This window comes from Streptomyces sp. NPDC040545 (assembly GCF_055595065.1).
In genome coordinates this window covers 78,376-95,767 of sequence record NZ_JBVIWA010000005.1, presented here as the reverse complement: position 1 = coordinate 95,767, position 17,392 = coordinate 78,376, and the positions used below count along the sequence as shown (strand labels likewise).

Annotated in this window: 13 protein-coding genes; 7 read left to right on the top strand and 6 right to left on the bottom strand. The window is 70.6% G+C overall.

Annotation, left to right across the window (positions count from 1 at the left end; translation table 11 throughout):
• Window positions 1-68: 68 nt before the first annotated feature.
• From ACZ573_RS12870 to ACZ573_RS12845, 6 genes are all read left to right on the top strand, one after another.
• Window positions 69-1,181, top strand: coding sequence for a sugar ABC transporter substrate-binding protein (locus tag ACZ573_RS12870; RefSeq protein ID WP_373038325.1), 1,113 nt, complete (start codon window positions 69-71; stop codon window positions 1,179-1,181).
• 159 nt (window positions 1,182-1,340) lie between these two features.
• A complete protein-coding gene (locus ACZ573_RS12865) occupies window positions 1,341-2,129 on the top strand; it encodes an ATP-binding cassette domain-containing protein (RefSeq protein ID WP_301365550.1) in 789 nt (262 codons plus the stop codon).
• Between the two features lie 26 nt (window positions 2,130-2,155).
• A complete protein-coding gene (locus tag ACZ573_RS12860) occupies window positions 2,156-3,445 on the top strand; it encodes a sugar ABC transporter permease (protein ID WP_030008681.1) in 1,290 nt (429 codons plus the stop codon).
• Between the two features lie 263 nt (window positions 3,446-3,708).
• Window positions 3,709-5,625 carry a 1-deoxy-D-xylulose-5-phosphate synthase gene (gene dxs / locus ACZ573_RS12855; RefSeq protein ID WP_266353690.1) on the top strand — a complete coding sequence of 639 codons (1,917 nt, stop codon included), beginning with the start codon at window positions 3,709-3,711 and terminating at the stop codon, window positions 5,623-5,625.
• Window positions 5,626-5,748: 123 nt separating this feature from the next.
• Window positions 5,749-7,248, top strand: a complete 1,500-nt coding sequence (locus ACZ573_RS12850; RefSeq protein WP_471302843.1) for an amino acid permease — start codon at window positions 5,749-5,751, stop codon at window positions 7,246-7,248.
• 103 nt (window positions 7,249-7,351) lie between these two features.
• Window positions 7,352-8,161 (top strand): class I SAM-dependent methyltransferase, encoded by an 810-nt coding sequence (locus ACZ573_RS12845; RefSeq protein ID WP_471302841.1) that lies wholly within the window; start codon window positions 7,352-7,354, stop codon window positions 8,159-8,161.
• Between the two features lie 40 nt (window positions 8,162-8,201).
• Here ACZ573_RS12845 and ACZ573_RS12840 read toward each other — a convergent pair whose 3' ends face one another.
• From ACZ573_RS12840 to ACZ573_RS12830, 3 genes are all read right to left on the bottom strand, one after another.
• On the bottom strand, window positions 8,202-9,239 hold the full coding sequence (locus ACZ573_RS12840; protein WP_382539115.1) for an LCP family protein: 1,038 nt from the start codon (window positions 9,237-9,239) through the stop codon (window positions 8,202-8,204).
• 91 nt (window positions 9,240-9,330) lie between these two features.
• Entirely contained in the window at window positions 9,331-11,460 is a 2,130-nt protein-coding gene (locus tag ACZ573_RS12835; RefSeq protein ID WP_471302838.1) for a 3-hydroxyacyl-CoA dehydrogenase NAD-binding domain-containing protein, read from the bottom strand.
• Window positions 11,457-12,683: a thiolase family protein gene (locus tag ACZ573_RS12830; protein ID WP_189739315.1), complete on the bottom strand. Its 1,227-nt coding sequence runs from the start codon at window positions 12,681-12,683 to the stop codon at window positions 11,457-11,459. The genes ACZ573_RS12835 and ACZ573_RS12830 overlap by 4 nt, the downstream gene beginning before the upstream one ends.
• Before the next feature lie 315 nt (window positions 12,684-12,998).
• Here ACZ573_RS12830 and ACZ573_RS12825 point away from each other — a divergent pair, with 315 nt between their 5' ends.
• Window positions 12,999-14,165 (top strand): alpha/beta fold hydrolase, encoded by a 1,167-nt coding sequence (locus ACZ573_RS12825; RefSeq protein WP_471302835.1) that lies wholly within the window; start codon window positions 12,999-13,001, stop codon window positions 14,163-14,165.
• A 64-nt stretch (window positions 14,166-14,229) separates the two neighbouring features.
• On the opposite strand, the gene ACZ573_RS12820 is transcribed toward ACZ573_RS12825, so the two are convergent.
• The 3 genes from ACZ573_RS12820 to ACZ573_RS12810 form a co-directional block, all read right to left on the bottom strand.
• A complete protein-coding gene (locus tag ACZ573_RS12820; protein ID WP_471302833.1) occupies window positions 14,230-15,084 on the bottom strand; it encodes a hypothetical protein in 855 nt (284 codons plus the stop codon).
• Window positions 15,085-15,206: 122 nt separating this feature from the next.
• On the bottom strand, window positions 15,207-16,490 hold the full coding sequence (locus tag ACZ573_RS12815; protein WP_471302832.1) for an HRDC domain-containing protein: 1,284 nt from the start codon (window positions 16,488-16,490) through the stop codon (window positions 15,207-15,209).
• 161 nt (window positions 16,491-16,651) lie between these two features.
• Window positions 16,652-17,314 carry a helix-turn-helix transcriptional regulator gene (locus tag ACZ573_RS12810; protein ID WP_007267191.1) on the bottom strand — a complete coding sequence of 221 codons (663 nt, stop codon included), beginning with the start codon at window positions 17,312-17,314 and terminating at the stop codon, window positions 16,652-16,654.
• Between the last annotated feature and the right edge of the window lie 78 nt (window positions 17,315-17,392).

The following is a 17,392-nucleotide window of genomic DNA, read 5'->3' as shown; positions in this document are numbered from 1 at the left end:
ACGCGGCCGGGGTTGACTCACATCCACCTCGGCCGCGCCGCTGCGGCCTCGTCAGGGAGGTTCAAGTAATGAACACGCGTATGCGCAGAGCCGCCGTAGCTGTAGCCGCTGGTGCCATGGCCGTTTCGCTCGCCGCTTGTGGCAGTGCGAAGGAGGCCGGCGACACGACGAAGGCGTCCTCCGGCGCTGCCAAGGGCGACGAGATCAAGGTCGGTCTGCTCCTGCCGGAGAACCAGACCGCGCGTTACGAGAAGTTCGACAAGCCGCTGATCGAGAAGAAGGTCGCCGAGCTCACCGGCGGCAAGGGCAAGGTCGTCTACGCGAACGCCAAGCAGGACGCGACCACGCAGAACTCCCAGGTCGACACGATGATCACCAACAAGGTGGACGTCCTGATCATCGACGCGGTGGACTCCAAGGCCATCGCGGGCTCGGTCAAGAAGGCCAAGGACGCCGGCATCCCGGTCGTCGCCTACGACCGCCTGGCCGAGGGCCCGATCGACGCGTACACCTCCTTCGACAACGAAGAGGTCGGCAAGGTCCAGGGCAAGGCCCTGCTGGAGGCGCTGGGCGACAAGGCCAAGGACGGCCAGATCGTCATGATGAACGGTTCGGTCACCGACCCGAACGCCAAGCTCTTCAAGTCCGGCGCGCACTCCGAGCTCGACGGCAAGGTGAACGTCGGCAAGGAGTACGACACCGTCGAGTGGAAGCCGGAGAACGCCAACACCAACATGGCGGCCGCGCTCTCCGCGCTCGGCAAGGACAAGGTCATCGGCGTCTACTCCGCCAACGACGGCATGGCCGGCGGCATCATCACCGCCCTCAAGGCCGCCGGCGTCTCCCCCCTGCCGCCGGTCACCGGCCAGGACGCGGAACTCGCCGGTGTGCAGCGGATCGTCGCGGGCGAGCAGTTCATGAGCGTCTACAAGCCGTACGCCCCCGAGGCCGAGGCCGCGGCGAAGATGGCCGTCTCCCTCGCCAAGGGCGGAAAGGCCGAGGGCACCACGTCCACGGTCGACAGCCCGACCACCAAGGGTGTCGCGTCCGTCCTGATCCCGGTCGTCTCGCTGACCAAGGGCAACATCAAGGACACCGTCGTCAAGGACGGCGTCTACACGGTGGACGAGATCTGCACCGACAAGTACGCGGCGGCCTGCGCCGCCGCCGGCCTGAAGTAGCGGCCCCCGTCGCCTCCCCGTGAGGCGGCCCCCCGTGCCTGACCGGCGCCCCGCCCCTTACTCCCCGCCACCCGGCGGGGCGCCGGGCAGAAACGTTCCCCCATTCGCCCCGCTCCTGCTCTTCTGCACGACATCCCCGCCGGTCAGGCGGCGAAGGAGATGGTTCATGTGTCCGCTGCGCCCGTGCTGGCGTTGCGAGGGGTCTCGAAGCGGTTCGGCGCCGTTCAGGCCCTGACCGACGTAGAACTCGAGATCCACTCCGGTGAAGTGGTCGCCCTCGTCGGCGACAACGGCGCCGGAAAGTCCACGCTGGTCAAGACGATCGCCGGCGTGCACCCCATCGATGAAGGTGTCATCGAGTGGGAAGGCCGTCCGGTCTCCATCGGCAAGCCCCATGACGCCCAGAACCTGGGCATCGCGACGGTCTACCAGGACCTGGCGCTGTGCGACAACATCGATGTCGTCGGCAACCTCTTCCTCGGCCGTGAGCTCAAGAGCTACGGCATCCTCGACGAGGTGGAGATGGAGCGGCGCGCCCGCGAGCTCCTGACCACCCTGTCCATCCGGATCCCCAGTGTCCGGATTCCCATCGCGTCACTCTCCGGCGGTCAGCGCCAGACCGTGGCCATCGCCCGTTCCATGCTGGGCGAGCCCCAGCTCGTCATCCTCGACGAGCCCACCGCCGCCCTCGGTGTGGAGCAGACCGCACAGGTTCTCGACCTGGTGGAGCGGCTGCGCGAGCGCGGCCACGCCGTCATCCTCATCAGCCACAACATGGCCGATGTGAAGGCCGTCGCCGACAAGGTGGCGGTCCTGCGGCTGGGCCGCAACAACGGTGTCTTCAACGTCGCCGACACCTCGCAGGAAGAGATCATCTCCGCCATCACCGGTGCCACGGACAACGCCGTGACCCGCCGGGCGGCCCGCACCTCGGAGGCCGGCAAGTGAGCACCCAGAACCCTGCCACCGGTCCACTGGACAAGGGCTCGGTCGACCAGCAGGAGCACATCGACCCGGTCAACCCCGCGGCCGCGCACGACGCGATCCCGGCCGTGGACCCCCGCCTCCTCGTCAGGGAGGAGGGGCTCGCCGGATACGTGGGCGAGTTCAAGCGCAAGATGAAGGCGGGCGACCTGGGTTCCCTCCCGGTCGTCATCGGCCTGATCGTCATCTGGTCCATCTTCCAGGGGCTGAACTCGAACTTCCTCTCCCCGGAGAACCTGACCAACATCGCGATCACGATGACCGGCACCGGCATGATCGCCATCGGCATCATCTTCGTGCTGCTGCTCGGCGAGATCGACCTCTCGGTCGGCTCGGTCAGCGGTGTCTCGGGTGCGATCGTCGCCGTCCTCGCCGTCACCCACGGCGTGAACGAATGGCTGGCCATCCTCGCGGCCGTCGTCGGAGGCGCCCTGATCGGCTGCATCCACGGCTTCTTCTTCGCCAAGATCGGTGCCCCGGCCTTCGCCGTCACCCTGTCGGGACTGCTCTTCTGGCTCGGCGCGATGCTGCAGATCCTCGGCAGCAACGGCACGATCAACATCGACTCCGACGGCGTGGTCGGCCAGCTGACCACGTACTTCTTCTCGGACGTGGCCGTCGCCTACGGGCTGGCCGCGCTCGCGGTGGCCGGCTACTTCCTCGCGGCCTTCCTCGACGCGAGGCGCCGCGAGGCCGCCGGGATGCCCTCCCGGCCGCTCGCCGAGATCCTGCTGCGCACCGGCCTGCTCGCGCTGTGCACCTTCGGCCCCGCCGTGCTGTTCAACCAGTACAAGGGCCTGCCGCTCGCGGTGGTGCTCTTCCTGCTGGCCCTGGTGGTCACGGACTTCCTGCTGCGCCGCACGACCTTCGGGCGAAACGTTTTCGCACTGGGTGGCAGCGTCGAGGCCTCCCGCCGCGCGGGCATCAACGTCACCCGGATCCGGATCACGGTCTTCGCGATCTCCAGCACCTTCGCGGCCATCGGCGGCCTGTTCTGGGCCTCCAAGATCGCGGCGGCCAACCAGAGCGCCGGCGCCGGCGACCTGCTGATGAACGTGATCGCGGCGGCCGTCATCGGCGGCACCAGCCTCTTCGGCGGCCGGGGCCGGACCTGGAACGCCCTCCTCGGCGTCATGGTCATCGTCTCGATCCAGTACGGTCTGGCCCTGGAAGGCATCGCGACGCCGATCCAGTACATGATCACCGGCGCGGTCCTGCTGGCCACCGTGGTGATCGACTCGGTCACCCGCAAGACCCAGAAGACGGCCGGACGCGCCTGACCGCGCGTCCGACTGCCCGCCGGAGTGACATCCGGCGGTAAGACCGGTCACAGTGCCCGGCGCCACTTCTCGTGGCGCCGGGCATCTGCGCGTGCATGTACGAGGTACTCATGTGCGGGTATACGCCCGTATGTGATGTGTGGCCGTCAGGTCGTGCGTACATGTATGACAAAGGTGTGACTCCCTCGGGACGGCCCGATGACCGTGGCCGGGGGCGGAACATTAGACTCGACAGACCAGCAAGCAACTGCAAGGAGGCACGGGTGCTGCTGACCCGCATCAAGGGACCGCGCGATCTGGACCGGCTCAGCCAGGAGGAGCTCGACCAGCTCGCGGCCGAGATCAGGTCCTTCCTCGTCGACGCCGTCTCCAAGACCGGCGGGCACCTCGGCCCCAACCTCGGGGTGGTCGAACTGACGATCGCCCTGCACCGGGTCTTCGACTCGCCCAAGGACAAGGTCCTCTTCGACACCGGCCACCAGGCCTATGTCCACAAGCTGCTCACGGGCCGCCAGAACTTCGCCGGCCTGCGCACCAAGAACGGCCTGTCGGGCTACCCCTCGCGCGCCGAGTCCGACCACGACGTGATCGAGAACTCGCACGCCTCCACCGTGCTCGGCTGGGCCGACGGCCTCGCCAAGGCCAACGAGGTGCTGGGCCGCGAGGACCACCACGTCGCCGCCGTCATCGGCGACGGGGCGCTGACCGGTGGCATGGCCTGGGAGGCGCTCAACAACATCGCCGCCGCCAAGGACCGCCCGCTCGTCATCGTCGTCAACGACAACGAGCGTTCGTACGGCCCCACCATCGGCGGCCTCGCCAACCACCTGGCGACCCTGCGCACCACGGACGGCTACGAGCGCTTCCTGGCCCGCGGCAAGGAGATCCTGGAGCGCACCCCGGTCGTCGGGAAGCCGCTCTTCGAGACCCTGCACGGCGCCAAGAAGGGCCTCAAGGACTTCATCGCCCCGCAGGGCATGTTCGAGGACCTCGGGCTCAAGTACATCGGGCCCATCGACGGCCACGACATCGAGGCCCTGGAGTCCGCCCTGCAGCGCGCCAAGCGCTTCAGCGGCCCGGTCATCGTGCACTGCCTCACCCAGAAAGGCCGCGGCTACACCCCGGCCCTGGAGCACGAGGCGGACCGCTTCCACGCGGTCGGCGTGATCCACCCGGACACCGGCCTGCCGGTGAAGACCGCCGCCGCCAGCTGGACCTCCGTCTTCGCCGACGAGATGGTCAAGCTCGGCCACGAGCGCGAGGACATCGTCGGCATCACCGCCGCCATGCTCCACCCGGTCGGCCTCAACAAGTTCGCCGAGGCCTTCCCGAACCGGATCTACGACGTGGGCATCGCCGAGCAGCACGGTGCCACCTCGGCGGCGGGCCTGGCCACCGGCGGGGTCCACCCGGTCTTCGCGGTGTACGCGACCTTCCTCAACCGCGCCTTCGACCAGGTCCTGATGGACGTGGCCCTGCACAAGTGCGGTGTCACCTTCGTCCTGGACCGTGCCGGTGTCACCGGCGACGACGGCGCCTCCCACAACGGCATGTGGGACATGTCCATCCTGCAGGTCGTCCCCGGCCTGCGGCTCGCCGCGCCGCGCGACGCCGAGCAGCTGCGCGCCCAGCTCCGCGAGGCCGTCGAGGTCAAGGACGCCCCGACCGTCGTGCGCTACTCCAAGGGCGTCGTCGGCCCGGCCGTCCCGGCCGTCGGCCGGATCGGCGGCATGGACGTCCTGCGCGCCCCGGGCGCCGAGGTCACCCGTCCGGACGTACTGCTCGTCTCGGTCGGTGCGCTCGCCCCGATGTGCCTGGAGATCGCCGACCTGCTGGACAAGCAGGGCATCTCCACGACCGTGGTCGACCCCCGCTGGGTCAAGCCCGTGGACGAGGCCCTGGCCCCGCTCGCGGACCGGCACCGCGTGGTCGTCACCGTCGAGGACAACGGCCGTACCGGCGGTGTGGGCGCCGCCGTCTCGCAGGCCCTGCGGGACGCGGGTGTCGACGTACCGCTGCGCGACTTCGGTATCCCGCAGCGCTTCCTCGACCACGCCCTCCGCAAGGAGATCATGGCCGAGATCGGCCTGACCGCACCGGACATCGCCCGGCAGGTCACCGGCCTGGTCGCCAAGCTGGACGGCCGCTACGACAGCGAGCCGGCCGCCGCCGTCGACTAGCCGGAACTCGCCGCGCGCGCCGTTCGTAGATCGACGCGCGGTTGCACGTCACGGGCCGGGAGATCACTCTTGAAGGGTGGGCCTCCCGGCCCGTTCGTGCGTCGTCACCTCTCGGAGGCGTCGGTGAGCAAGGATCTGAACAGCCCATTCCGTACCAAGACGGTGGAGCAGTCCATCCGCGACACGGAGGAGCCGGAACACGCGCTCCGCAAGTCGCTCTCCGCCTGGGACCTCACGGTCTTCGGTGTGGGCGTCATCATCGGCACCGGCATCTTCGTCCTCACGGGCATCGCCGCCCGGAACAATGCCGGTCCCGCTACCGCCCTCGCCTTCGTGGCGGCGGGCATCGTCTGCGCCCTCGCGGCGCTCTGCTACGCCGAGTTCGCGTCCACCGTCCCGGTGGCCGGGTCGGCGTACACGTTCTCGTACGCCTCGATCGGTGAGCTGCCCGCCTGGATCATCGGCTGGGACCTGGTACTGGAGTTCGCACTCGGCACGGCCGTCGTCGCGGTCGGCTGGTCCGGGTACGTGCGCCACCTCATGGACACCAACCTCGGCTGGACCCTGCCGACCTCCCTGGCCGGTCCCGATGCCGGCGGCCACTTCGACCTGCTGGCGTTCCTGCTGGTCCTGGTGCTGACGGTGATCCTGGTCGTCGGGACGAAGCTCTCGGCCCGCATCACGGCGGTCGTCGTCGCCATCAAGGTGGCGGTCGTCCTGCTGGTCATCGTCGCGGGCCTGTTCTTCATCAAGGCCGACAACTACTCGCCGTTCATCCCGCCGGCCCAGCCACAGGGCGCGGGCGTCAGCGGCTGGCACGCGCCCATGGTCCAGGTGCTCTTCGGCTACGAGCCCACGAACTTCGGCGTCATGGGCATCTTCACGGCGGCCTCGCTCATCTTCTTCGCCTTCATCGGCTTCGACGTGGTGGCGACGGCGGCCGAGGAGACCAAGAACCCCCAGCGGGACATGCCGCGCGGCATCCTCGGCTCGCTGCTGATCTGCACGGTGCTCTACGTCGCCGTGACCCTGGTGGTCACCGGCATGCAGAAGTACTCGGAGATGTCCCCGACCGCGCCGCTCGCCGAAGCCTTCAAATCGGTGAACCAGCCGTTCTTCTCGGGTGCCATCAGCCTCGGCGCGGCCGTCGGTCTGATCACCGTGTGCATGATCCTGCTGCTCGGCCAGACCCGCGTGTTCTTCGCGATGAGCCGTGACGGACTGCTGCCGCGGGTCTTCTCCGTGACGCACCCCAAGTACCGCACCCCCTACCGGGCGACCATCCTGCTCGGCGGGATCATCGCGATCGTCGCGGGCTTCACCAGCCTGAAGACCCTCGCGGAACTGGTGAACATCGGCACTCTGTTCGCCTTCGTGGTGGTCGCCCTCGGCGTGATCATCCTCCGCAAGAGCCGCCCCGACCTGCACCGGTCCTTCCGCACCCCGTGGGTGCCGTTCGTCCCGATCCTGTCGATCGCGGCGTCGTTCTGGCTGATGCTCAACCTGCCGACCGAGACCTGGCTGCGCTTCGGCATCTGGATGGTCATCGGCATCATCGTCTACTTCGCCTACGGCTACCGCAACAGCCGCCTGCACAAGGTCGGCCAGAACGCGGAGTTCTGACGGGCGACCGGTCCGCCGCGGCGGACCGGCGAGGGCCGTACGGGCAACCCGTACGGCCCTCGGCGACGGGTCCGGGACCCGTGTTTCCGTGTTGGGGGCGCCCATGACGCACAGGGAAGAACACCGGTTCGACGTATGGACGGCCGGGGCCGGCTACGAGCGCTACATGGGCCGGTGGAGCCGCCCCGTCGCGGAGCGGTTCACCGAGTGGCTCGGCCTCCCGGCCCGGCTTCGGTGGCTCGACGTCGGATGCGGCACCGGCGGGCTGTCGGCGGCGGTGGCCGCCCGGTGCCGGCCCCGTGAGGTCCTGGCGGTCGACCGGTCACCGGGGTACGCCGCCTGGGCCCGGGACGCGGCCACGGCCGGGACGCACGTCGCCGTGGCGGACGCGACGGCCTTGCCGGTGCGCGACGGCGTGTGCGACGCGGTGGTCAGCGGCCTGACCCTGAACTTCCTCACGCCGCCCGCCACGGCCGTTGCCGAGATGGTCCGTTCGGTCCGCCCGGGCGGCCTGGTCGCGGCGTACGTGTGGGACTACGCGGAAGGCATGGACCTGCTGCGGCTCTTCTGGGACGCGGCGGTCCTCGCGGATCCGTCCGCGGCCGCGCTGGACGAGCGCCGGCGCTTCCCCCTGTGCCGTCCGGAAGCACTGCGCGCGCTGTGGACGCGGGCGGGACTCGGCGAGGTCGTGGCCGCCCCGATCGAGGTCCCCACGGTGTTCGCCGGCTTCGCGGACCTGTGGGAACCGTTCCTGACGGGGCAGGGCCCGGCCCCGGGATACCTCGCCGCCCTGCCCGCGGCCGGCCGGGAGCGGGTACGGGACGCGCTGCGCGAGGCCGTCCCGTACGGGCCGGGCGGATCCGTCGAGCTCACCGCCCGGGCCTGGGCGGTCCGGGGGCGGCGCGCCGGGTGAGGGGCGGGCCGCGGACGCGCCCCTGCGGCCCTTGTCCTGCTCAGCCCTTGGCGGGGGAGTTCTTCGCCGAGGCCGGGATCTGCTGGTCCTTGCGGATGGCGTCCCACAGCTGCGTCGCCTGCGGCTCGGCCACGATCACGCGGTTGGGGTCCACCTTGTCGTAGGCGACCGGCAGCATGATCGTCTCCATCGTCTCCGGGTTCACGCCCTTCATGCTCTGCGCGAAGTCGGCCAGCGCCGTGAGCGAGCCGAGGTCGGAGTCGGTGGTCAGCGACTTGGTGCCGGCGTCCGCGAGCTTGTAGAGCCGCGCCGGGTTGCCGAGGGCGTCCTGCTTCTTGATCTCGGACAGCATCGCCAGCATGAACTGCTGCTGGAGGCCTATGCGTCCGAGGTCGCTGCCGTCGCCGTAGCCGTAGCGGGTACGGACGAACTTCAGCGAGTCGGTGCCGTCCAGCCGGTGCGTGCCCGCGTCCAGCTTCAGGCCGCCCTTGGCGCCGCTCATCGGCTTGTCCAGCGTGACGGTGACCCCGCCCAGCGCGTCGACCAGGCCCTTGAAGCCGGCGAAGTCGACCTCGACGAAGTGGTCCACGCGGACGCCGGACAGCTGCTCCACGGTGTTGACCACACAGGCCGGGCCGGCGAGCGAGTAGACGGAGTTGAACATGACCCGCTTGGCGGACGGCAGCGTCTTGCCGTTCCCGTCCTTGCACTCGGGCCGGGTGATCAGGGTGTCGCGGGGGATGCTCACCGCGGTGGCCTTGGCCCGGCCCTCGGGTATGTGCACCAGCATCGCGGTGTCCGAGCGGGCACCGCTGACATCGCCGTGGTCGAGATCGGCATTGGCTCCGGCGCGCGAGTCGGAGCCGAGCACCAGGATGTTCTGGGCGTTCGCGACGACCTTCGGGGGCCGGTTGTCACCGATCGCCTGGTCCAGGTCGACGCTGTCGATGTTGGAGTTGAGGTGGCTGTACGTCCACCAGCCGGCCCCGGCCGTGCCCAGGATCAGCACGGCGACCAGCAGCAGGGTGATCCGCAGAATGCGGCGGCGGCGTCTGGGCCGCGCGTGCTTTTCCGTCATGGGGGTGAATCTTAGACAGGTATTCGAACGGCGGTGGCCCGCCCCCCGGAAGGGGCGGGCCGAGCCGTCGAACAGCCTTCGCGGACCCGGACTAGGCCGGGATGCTCGCGAGGCCGGGGGCGAGGAACTTCTTGCCGTTCACGCGCTCCGAGACGCCTTCACGGTCCAGGTACGGCGTCACGCCGCCCAGGTGGAAGGGCCAGCCGGCGCCCGTGATGAGGCAGAGGTCGATGTCCTGGGCCTCGGCCACGACACCCTCCTCCAGCATCAGGCCGATCTCCTGCGCCACCGCGTCCAGGACGCGGTCGCGGACCTGCTCCTCGGTCAGGACGACATCGCCCTGGACCAGGAGCGCGGCGACCTCGGGGTCCAGCTCCGGCTTGCCGGAATCGTAGACGTAGAAGCCGCGCTTGCCGGCCTTGACGACGGCGGCCAGGTTCGGCGAGACGGTGAAGCGCTCCGGGAAGGCGCGGTTGAGGGTCTCGGAGACGTGCAGGCCGATCGCCGGGCCCACGAGCTCCAGGAGCACCAGCGGGGACATCGGCAGGCCGAGCGGCTCGATGGCCTTCTCCGCCGTGACGACCGGGGTGCCCTCGTCGATGACGTTCTGGATCTCGCCCATGAAGCGGGTCAGGATGCGGTTCACGACGAACGCCGGGGCGTCCTTGGTGAGGACCGCGGTCTTCTTCAGCTTCTTGGCGACACCGAAGGCCGTGGCCAGCGAGGCGTCGTCGGTCTGCTCACCGCGGACGATCTCCAGCAGCGGGAGGATCGCGACCGGGTTGAAGAAGTGGAAGCCGACCACGCGCTCCGGGTGCTGGAGCTTGGACGCCATCTCCGACACCGACAGCGAGGAGGTGTTGGTGGCGAGGATCGCGTGCGCCGGGGCGACCGCCTCGACCTCCGCGAACACCTTCTGCTTGACGGACATCTCCTCGAACACGGCCTCGATGATGAAGTCCGCGTCCGCGAAGCCCTCGGCCTTGTCCAGGACACCGGTCACCAGGGCGGTCAGGCGGTTGGCCTTGTCCTGGTTGATGCGGCCCTTGCCGAGGAGCTTCTGGATCTCGGCGTGGACGTAGCCCACACCCTTGTCCACGCGCTCCTGGTCGATGTCGGTGAGGACCACCGGCACCTCCAGGCGGCGCAGGAAGAGCAGCGCCAGCTGTGAGGCCATCAGGCCCGCGCCGACGACGCCGACCTTGGTGACCGGACGGGCCAGGGACTTGTCCGGGGCACCGGCCGGGCGCTTGGCGCGCTTCTGGACCAGGTTGAAGGCGTAGATGCCCGAGCGCAGTTCGCCGCCCATGATGAGGTCGGCCAGCGCCGTGTCCTCGGCGTCGAAGCCGGCCTGGAGGTCGCCGTCCTTGGCCGCGGCGATGATGTCCAGCGCGCGGTAGGCGGCGGGAGCGGCGCCGTGCACCTTGGAGTCCGCGATGACGCGGCCCTTGGCGACGGCCGCGTCCCAGGCCTCGCCGCGGTCGATCTCGTCGCGGACGACCTCGGTGGTGCCGTTCAGGACGTTCGCGGTCCACAGGAGCGACTGCTCCAGGAAGTCCGCGCCCTCGAACAGCGCGTCGGCGATGCCCAGGTCGAAGACCTGCTTGCCGCGCAGCTGCTTGTTCTGGTTGAGCGAGTTCTCGATGATCACCGAGACCGCGCGCTCGGCGCCGATCAGGTTCGGCAGGATGGCGCAGCCGCCCCAGCCGGGAACCAGGCCGAGGAAGACCTCGGGCAGCGAGAAGGCCGGGATGGCCTTCGAGACGGTGCGGTAGGAGCAGTGCAGACCGACCTCGACGCCGCCGCCCATGGCCGCGCCGTTGTAGTACGCGAAGGTCGGGACCGCCAGCGCCGAGAGGCGCTTGAAGACGTCGTGGCCGCCCTTGCCGATGGCGAGCGCCTCGTCGTGCTTCTTCAGCAGCTCGACGCCCTTGAGGTCGGCGCCGACCGCGAAGATGAACGGCTTGCCGGTGATGCCCGCGCCGACGATGGAGCCCGCGAGGGCCTCCTGCTCGACCTGGTCGATCGCCGCGTTCAGGTTGGCGAGGGACTGCGGGCCGAAGGTGGTCGGCTTGGTGTGGTCGAAGCCGTTGTCCAGCGTGATGAGCGCGAAGCGCCCGGCGCCGAACGGCAGGTCCAGGTGGCGGACGTGCGCGGACGTGACGACCTCGTCCGGGAACAGCTCGGCCGCGCCCTTCAGGAGCTCAGCGGTGGTGCTCACTTGGAGTCTCCCTCGGCGTTGAAGTTCGGGTTCTCCCAGATGACCGTGGCGCCCATGCCGAAGCCGACGCACATGGTGGTCAGGCCGTAGCGGACGTGCGGCTGCTCCTCGAACTGACGGGCCAGCTGCGTCATCAGGCGCACGCCCGAGGAGGCGAGCGGGTGACCGAAGGCGATGGCGCCGCCGTACTGGTTGACGCGGGCGTCGTCGTCGGCGATGCCGTAGTGCTCCAGGAACGCGAGGACCTGGACCGCGAAGGCCTCGTTGATCTCGAAGAGACCGATGTCCTCGATGGTCAGGCCGGCCTGGGCCAGGGCCTTCTCGGTGGCCGGGATCGGGCCGTAGCCCATGACCTCGGGCTCGACACCCGCGAAGGAGTACGAGACCAGGCGCATCTTGACCGGGAGATTGTTCTCCCGGGCGAAGTCCTCGGACGCGATGATCGCGGCGGTGGCACCGTCGTTGAGACCGGCGGCGTTGCCCGCGGTGACCCGGCCGTGCGTACGGAAGGGGGTCTTCAGGCCGGCCAGGTTCTCCAGCGTGGTGCCCGGGCGCATCGGCTCGTCGGTGGTGACCAGGCCCCAGCCCGTCTCACCGGCCGCCTCGTTGGTGTTGCGCACCGAGATCGGGACCAGGTCCTGCTGGATCTTGCCGTCGGCGTACGCCTTGGCGGCCTTCTCCTGCGAGCGCACGGCGTACTCGTCGGCGCGGAGCTTGGTGATCGTCGGGTACCGGTCGTGCAGGTTCTCGGCGGTCATGCCCATGAACAGGGCGGACTCGTCGACCAGCTTCTCGGAGACGAAGCGCGGGTTCGGGTCCACGCCCTCGCCCATGGGGTGGCGGCCCATGTGCTCGACACCGCCGGCGAGGGCGACGTCGTAGGCACCGAAGGCCACACCGCCCGCGACGGCGGTCACGGCGGTCAGCGCGCCGGCGCACATGCGGTCGATGGAGTAGCCCGGGACGGACTGCGGAAGGCCCGCGAGAATGCCGGCGGTACGGCCCAGCGTCAGGCCCTGGTCACCGATCTGCGTGGTCGCGGCGATGGCGACCTCGTCGATCTTCTTGGGGTCCAGGTCCGGGTTGCGGCGCAGCAGCTCCCGGATCGCCTTCACGACGAGGTCGTCGGCGCGGGTCTCGTGGTAGATGCCCTTCGGGCCCGCCTTGCCGAACGGGGTGCGGACGCCGTCGACGAAGACGACGTCCCTGACGGTACGAGGCACGTTGGCTCTCCTCCAGGTGCGGGTGTGCACTGCTGCGCGCGGGGGCGTTCGGCGTACGTCGCTGAGCGCCCGCTCACCCGACCATGCTACTTGCGGGTAACCCATGTGGACACCCCCTCCCGGAGGAGCGGCGAAGGTCACACTCGGGCCGAGCCGCCGCGGCCCGTCGCCCCCACCGATCGGACCCGTCCGGCCAACCCGTTCAGGTCACGTGCACCCGGCCCCCGGCCGTGGTCGTGGCGCCGCCCCCGGGCAGTCCCGATCCTGACCGGGCCGGAGCGTCCCCTCCGGCCCGGTCGACGGAGGATGCGAGCAATGGCCACCACCCCACCCATCAAGCACCAGGTCGAGCACGTCTCTGCGGTGCCCGCCAACGCGGGACAGACCGTCCATCTGTACGTGCGGGAGTACGACGGCACCCCACCCGGCCCCAACGCGCAGCGCAAGGCCGTCCTGATGCTGCACGGCCGGAGCGTTCCCTCGGTCGTGGCCTTCGACCTCCAGCACGACAACGGCAGGTACAGCTGGGCGCAGCACCTGGCCAAGGCCGGATTCGACGTGTTCCTCATGGAGCTCACGGGCTCCGGCCTGTCGCCGCGCCCGGAGATGGACAAGCCCTGCAACGCCAACCCCCAGCACCAGGAGATCCTGAACCCGAACCCGCTGACGTACACCTGCACCCCGCCCTACCCGCACGAGCTCGGCAACTCCGCGAGCGAGTGGGGCGAGGTCGACGCGGTCGTCGAATACATCAAGGCCACGAAGGGCGTCACCAAGGTCGCCCTCGTCGGGCAGTCCGCCGCCGCCTTCGTCTTCGGGCCGTACGCGATCCAGAACCCGGGGAAGGTCGAGAGCCTGCTCCTCCTGGCGCCGGTCTACCCGCCCGCCGGCCGGGCCAGCGCACCGCCGAAGAGCTTCGGCGCACCGGTGGCGTCGTTCCCCGTGTCCACCCCGGCCTCCCTGTTCGGCTTCCCGATGAACCTGTCCAGCAGGACGGGCCTGGAAAGCGCCTGGGACAAGGAGGTGCGGTCCCCGAAGCAGCGGGCGGCGGGCATGGTCGACGCGGTGTGGAAGGAGCTCATGGCCGTCGACCCCGTCGGCAGGACCTGGGGCGGCCCGGCGGCCGGAGCGCCCGAGGGCGTGCTGCGGTTCCGCAACTCCTACTGGTGGGGCTGGAACCAGGACACCGTCCCGATCGGCGGCGTCCTCGGCGACAAGGTGCCGGTGATGATCGTCTACGGCGAGCACGACGCGACGGCGAACTCGCCGACCTTCTCGGTCCCCGCCTTCTACGACGCGGTCCCCGGGGTCCGCAAACTGATGTTCCGGGTGTCCTGCGCCGGCCACTCCATGGTCTGGGAGCGCCAGTCCAAGGTCCTGCACCGGCTGTCCGGGCAGTGGCTGAAGCACGGGAAGGTCGACGACCTGGAGAAGGGCAGCTTCTACGTGGACGAGGACGGCGCCTACACGGACACCCTCTAGGCACACCGTCCCGGGAGGCCCCCGCCCGCAGGCGGCGAGCGGGGGCCTCCCGACGCGTGCTCGCTCAGGCCTCGCGCATACGGCGGAAGACGACGTAGCCGACGGCCCCCGCCGCGGCCAGGACCCCGGCCGCGCCCAGCAGCCAGGGAGCCGCCTGCCGGACCGCGCTCGCCTGCGGCGCGGCCTCCAGGTCCTGGCAGTGGTCCCCCACGGCCGGGGTCACCCGGTAGCGGGCCCATTCCCTGGCGGGCTTGCCCTTCTCGTTCCAGTGCACGACGTAGAGGCCGGGCTCCGCGGCGCAGCGGATGCGGACCATGGCGGAGACCAGCTTGTCGCCGCGCATCACGAACGGCCGCGTGAACCCGGGGGACGTCAGCGTCACCATGCCGTCGCCGCCCATCGCAAGGCCGTCCCCGGCTTCGAGCTCCCCGCCGGGCTCCACGGAGCGCACGTCCCAGGGGCCCGACGGCCACCCCGAGCCCGCGGGGTACCGCTCCTCCATGGATTCCGGCGGCCGCGCGGCCACCTGCCGCGCGCACTCCGCACGCTCGGCGGCATCGGCCGGCGCCACACGGACGCTGCCCCACAGCCGGTTGATCTTCGGGATGTTCTCGTCTCCGGGGGGCGAGCCGAACCGCACCTCGTAGGAACCGGGTCCGGCCGTACAGGAGACCGTCGCCACCGCCTTGAGCAGGCTGTCGTCCGTCCGGAACGTGCCGTCGGCGGCGAAAGCCGGGGAGGTGATCCGGACACCGCTGAACGCATCCCCGGACCGCATCGCCTCGGTCGTCACGCCGACCCGCTCCCCAGGCCTGACGGACAGCTCCGCACCGCTCGGCACCTGCCGGGGCGGATCTGCGGCCGGCGCGGCCGACGCGCTCCCCGCTCCCGCGGCCAGGAGCAGCGTCAGCGCTGCCACGGCACCGTTACGAAAGACTTCTAAATGCACAGGCCCTGTCTCTCTTCCGTCGGTCAACAGCCGGAGCCCCCGGCACCGGGCCGGGGGCTCCTACGGGTGGGACCGGATCGCGGTCCGCCGGTTCAGGCGGTCGCGGTCAGGGCCGTGACCAGCGCCGGGGTCACCAGTTCGATCTGCCAGGGCCGGGCACCGTAGCCCGCCAGGGCCTCCGCCACCGCGTCCGCGGTCAGCCGCTGCGGCGGCTCCCAGCACAGCCGGCGCACCGTGTCCGGGGTGATCAGGTTCTCCTGGGGCAGGTTCAGCGCCTCCGCCAGCGCCGAGACGGCGGTACGGGCCGCCGAGAGCCGGGCCGCGGCCGCCGGGTCCTTGTCCACCCAGGAGCGCGGCGGCGGGGGACCGGCCGGGGTGGCCCCGGGCTGCGGCAGCTCGTTCTCGGGCAGGGCCTTCGCCCGGTCCACGGCGGCCATCCACTGGTCCAGCTGGCGCCGGCCCATCCGCTGTCCGTAGCCGGGCAGGGCGGACAGGGTGTGCACGTTGGCCGGCAGCGCGAGAGCGGCCTCGACGATCGCGGCGTCGCCCAGCACCTTGCCCGGAGACACGTCGCGCCGCTGCGCGATCCGGTCCCGGGACTCCCACAGCTCCCGTACGACCGCCATCTGCCGGCGCCGGCGCACCTTGTGCATGCCGGACGTACGGCGCCACGGGTCCTTGCGCGGCGGGGCGGGCGGGGCGGAGGCGATGGCGTCGAACTCCTGGTGGGCCCATTCGAGCTTGCCCTGCCGGTCCAGTTCCTTCTCCAGCGCGTCCCGCAGGTCGACCAGCAGCTCCACGTCCAGGGCGGCGTAGCGCAGCCACGGCTCGGGGAGCGGGCGGGTGGACCAGTCGACGGCGGAGTGGCCCTTCTCCAGCGCGTAGCCGAGCACGCTCTCGACCATCGCGCCGAGTCCGACCCGGGGGAAGCCGGCGAGGCGGCCGGCGAGCTCGGTGTCGAACAGGGAGGTGGGCACCATGCCTATTTCGCGCAGGCACGGCAGGTCCTGGGTGGCGGCGTGCAGGATCCATTCGGTGCCGGACAGGGCTTCGCCCAGTGCGGACAGGTCGGGGCAGCCCACCGGGTCGATCAGCGCGGACCCGGCACCCTCACGGCGCAGCTGCACCAGGTAGGCGCGCTGGCCGTAGCGGTATCCGGAGGCCCGTTCGGCGTCGACGGCCACGGGGCCGGTGCCCGCGGCGAAGGCTGCGACCACTTCGGCGAGGGCGTCCGCGTCGGCGGCCACCGGAGGAATCCCCTCACGGGGCTCCAGCAAGGGAGTCGGCAGCCCACCGGGCGGAACAACGACGTCGTCCGAGGGGCCGCCCCCGGTGGTGGTGCGCAGGTCTGCTGCGGGATCTTGGGCGTCGGTCACCGGTCAAGGGTATCCGTGTATACGACGCGCCCGTCGCCGGAACGTTCCGTCGACGGGCGCGAGCGGTATGCGGGGAGTTTTCCCGGGGTATTCCGGGGGTCTCCCGGCAGGTTCCCCGGCGGCGGCTCCGGAGGCGGATATCCGGGGGCTCCGGCCCGCGTTCAGTGGATGATCCCGGTACGCAGCGCCACGGCGACCATTCCGGCGCGGTCACCGGTGCCCAGCTTGCGGGCGATCCGGGCGAGGTGGGACTTGACGGTCAGGGCGGACAGGCCCATCGAGACGCCGATGGCCTTGTTGGACTGGCCTTCCGCGACGAGGCGCAGGACCTCGACCTCGCGGCCGGAGAGCTCCCGGTAGCCGCCCGGGTGGCTCGGGGCACCCGGGGGGCGGCGGTGCATACGGGCGGCGGCAGCGCCGATGGGGGCGGCGCCGGGCCGGGTGGGGAGCCCGATGTTGGTCCGCGTACCGGTGACGACGTAGCCCTTGACGCCGCCCGCGAGGGCGTTGCGCACGGCGCCGATGTCGTCGGCGGCGGACAGGGCCAGGCCGTTGGGCCAGCCGGCGGCCCGGGTCTCGGAGAGCAGGGTGAGACCGGAACCGTCGGGCAGGTGTACGTCGGCCACGCAGATGTCGCGCGGGCTGCCGACGCGGGGGCGGGCCTCCGCGATGGACGACGCCTCGATCACGTCACGTACTCCGAGGGCCCACAGATGGCGGGTCACGGTGGAGCGGACGCGCGGGTCGGCCACGACGACCATGGCCGTCGGCTTGTTCGGGCGGTAGGCGACCAGGCTTGCGGGCTGCTCGAGAAGAACGGACACCTAGGCCTCCTGGGGGAGTGGCGGGACGGCCGGCTCGGGGAAGGAAGCCGGTGCGAACCGTGCGGATGGTCACCCACT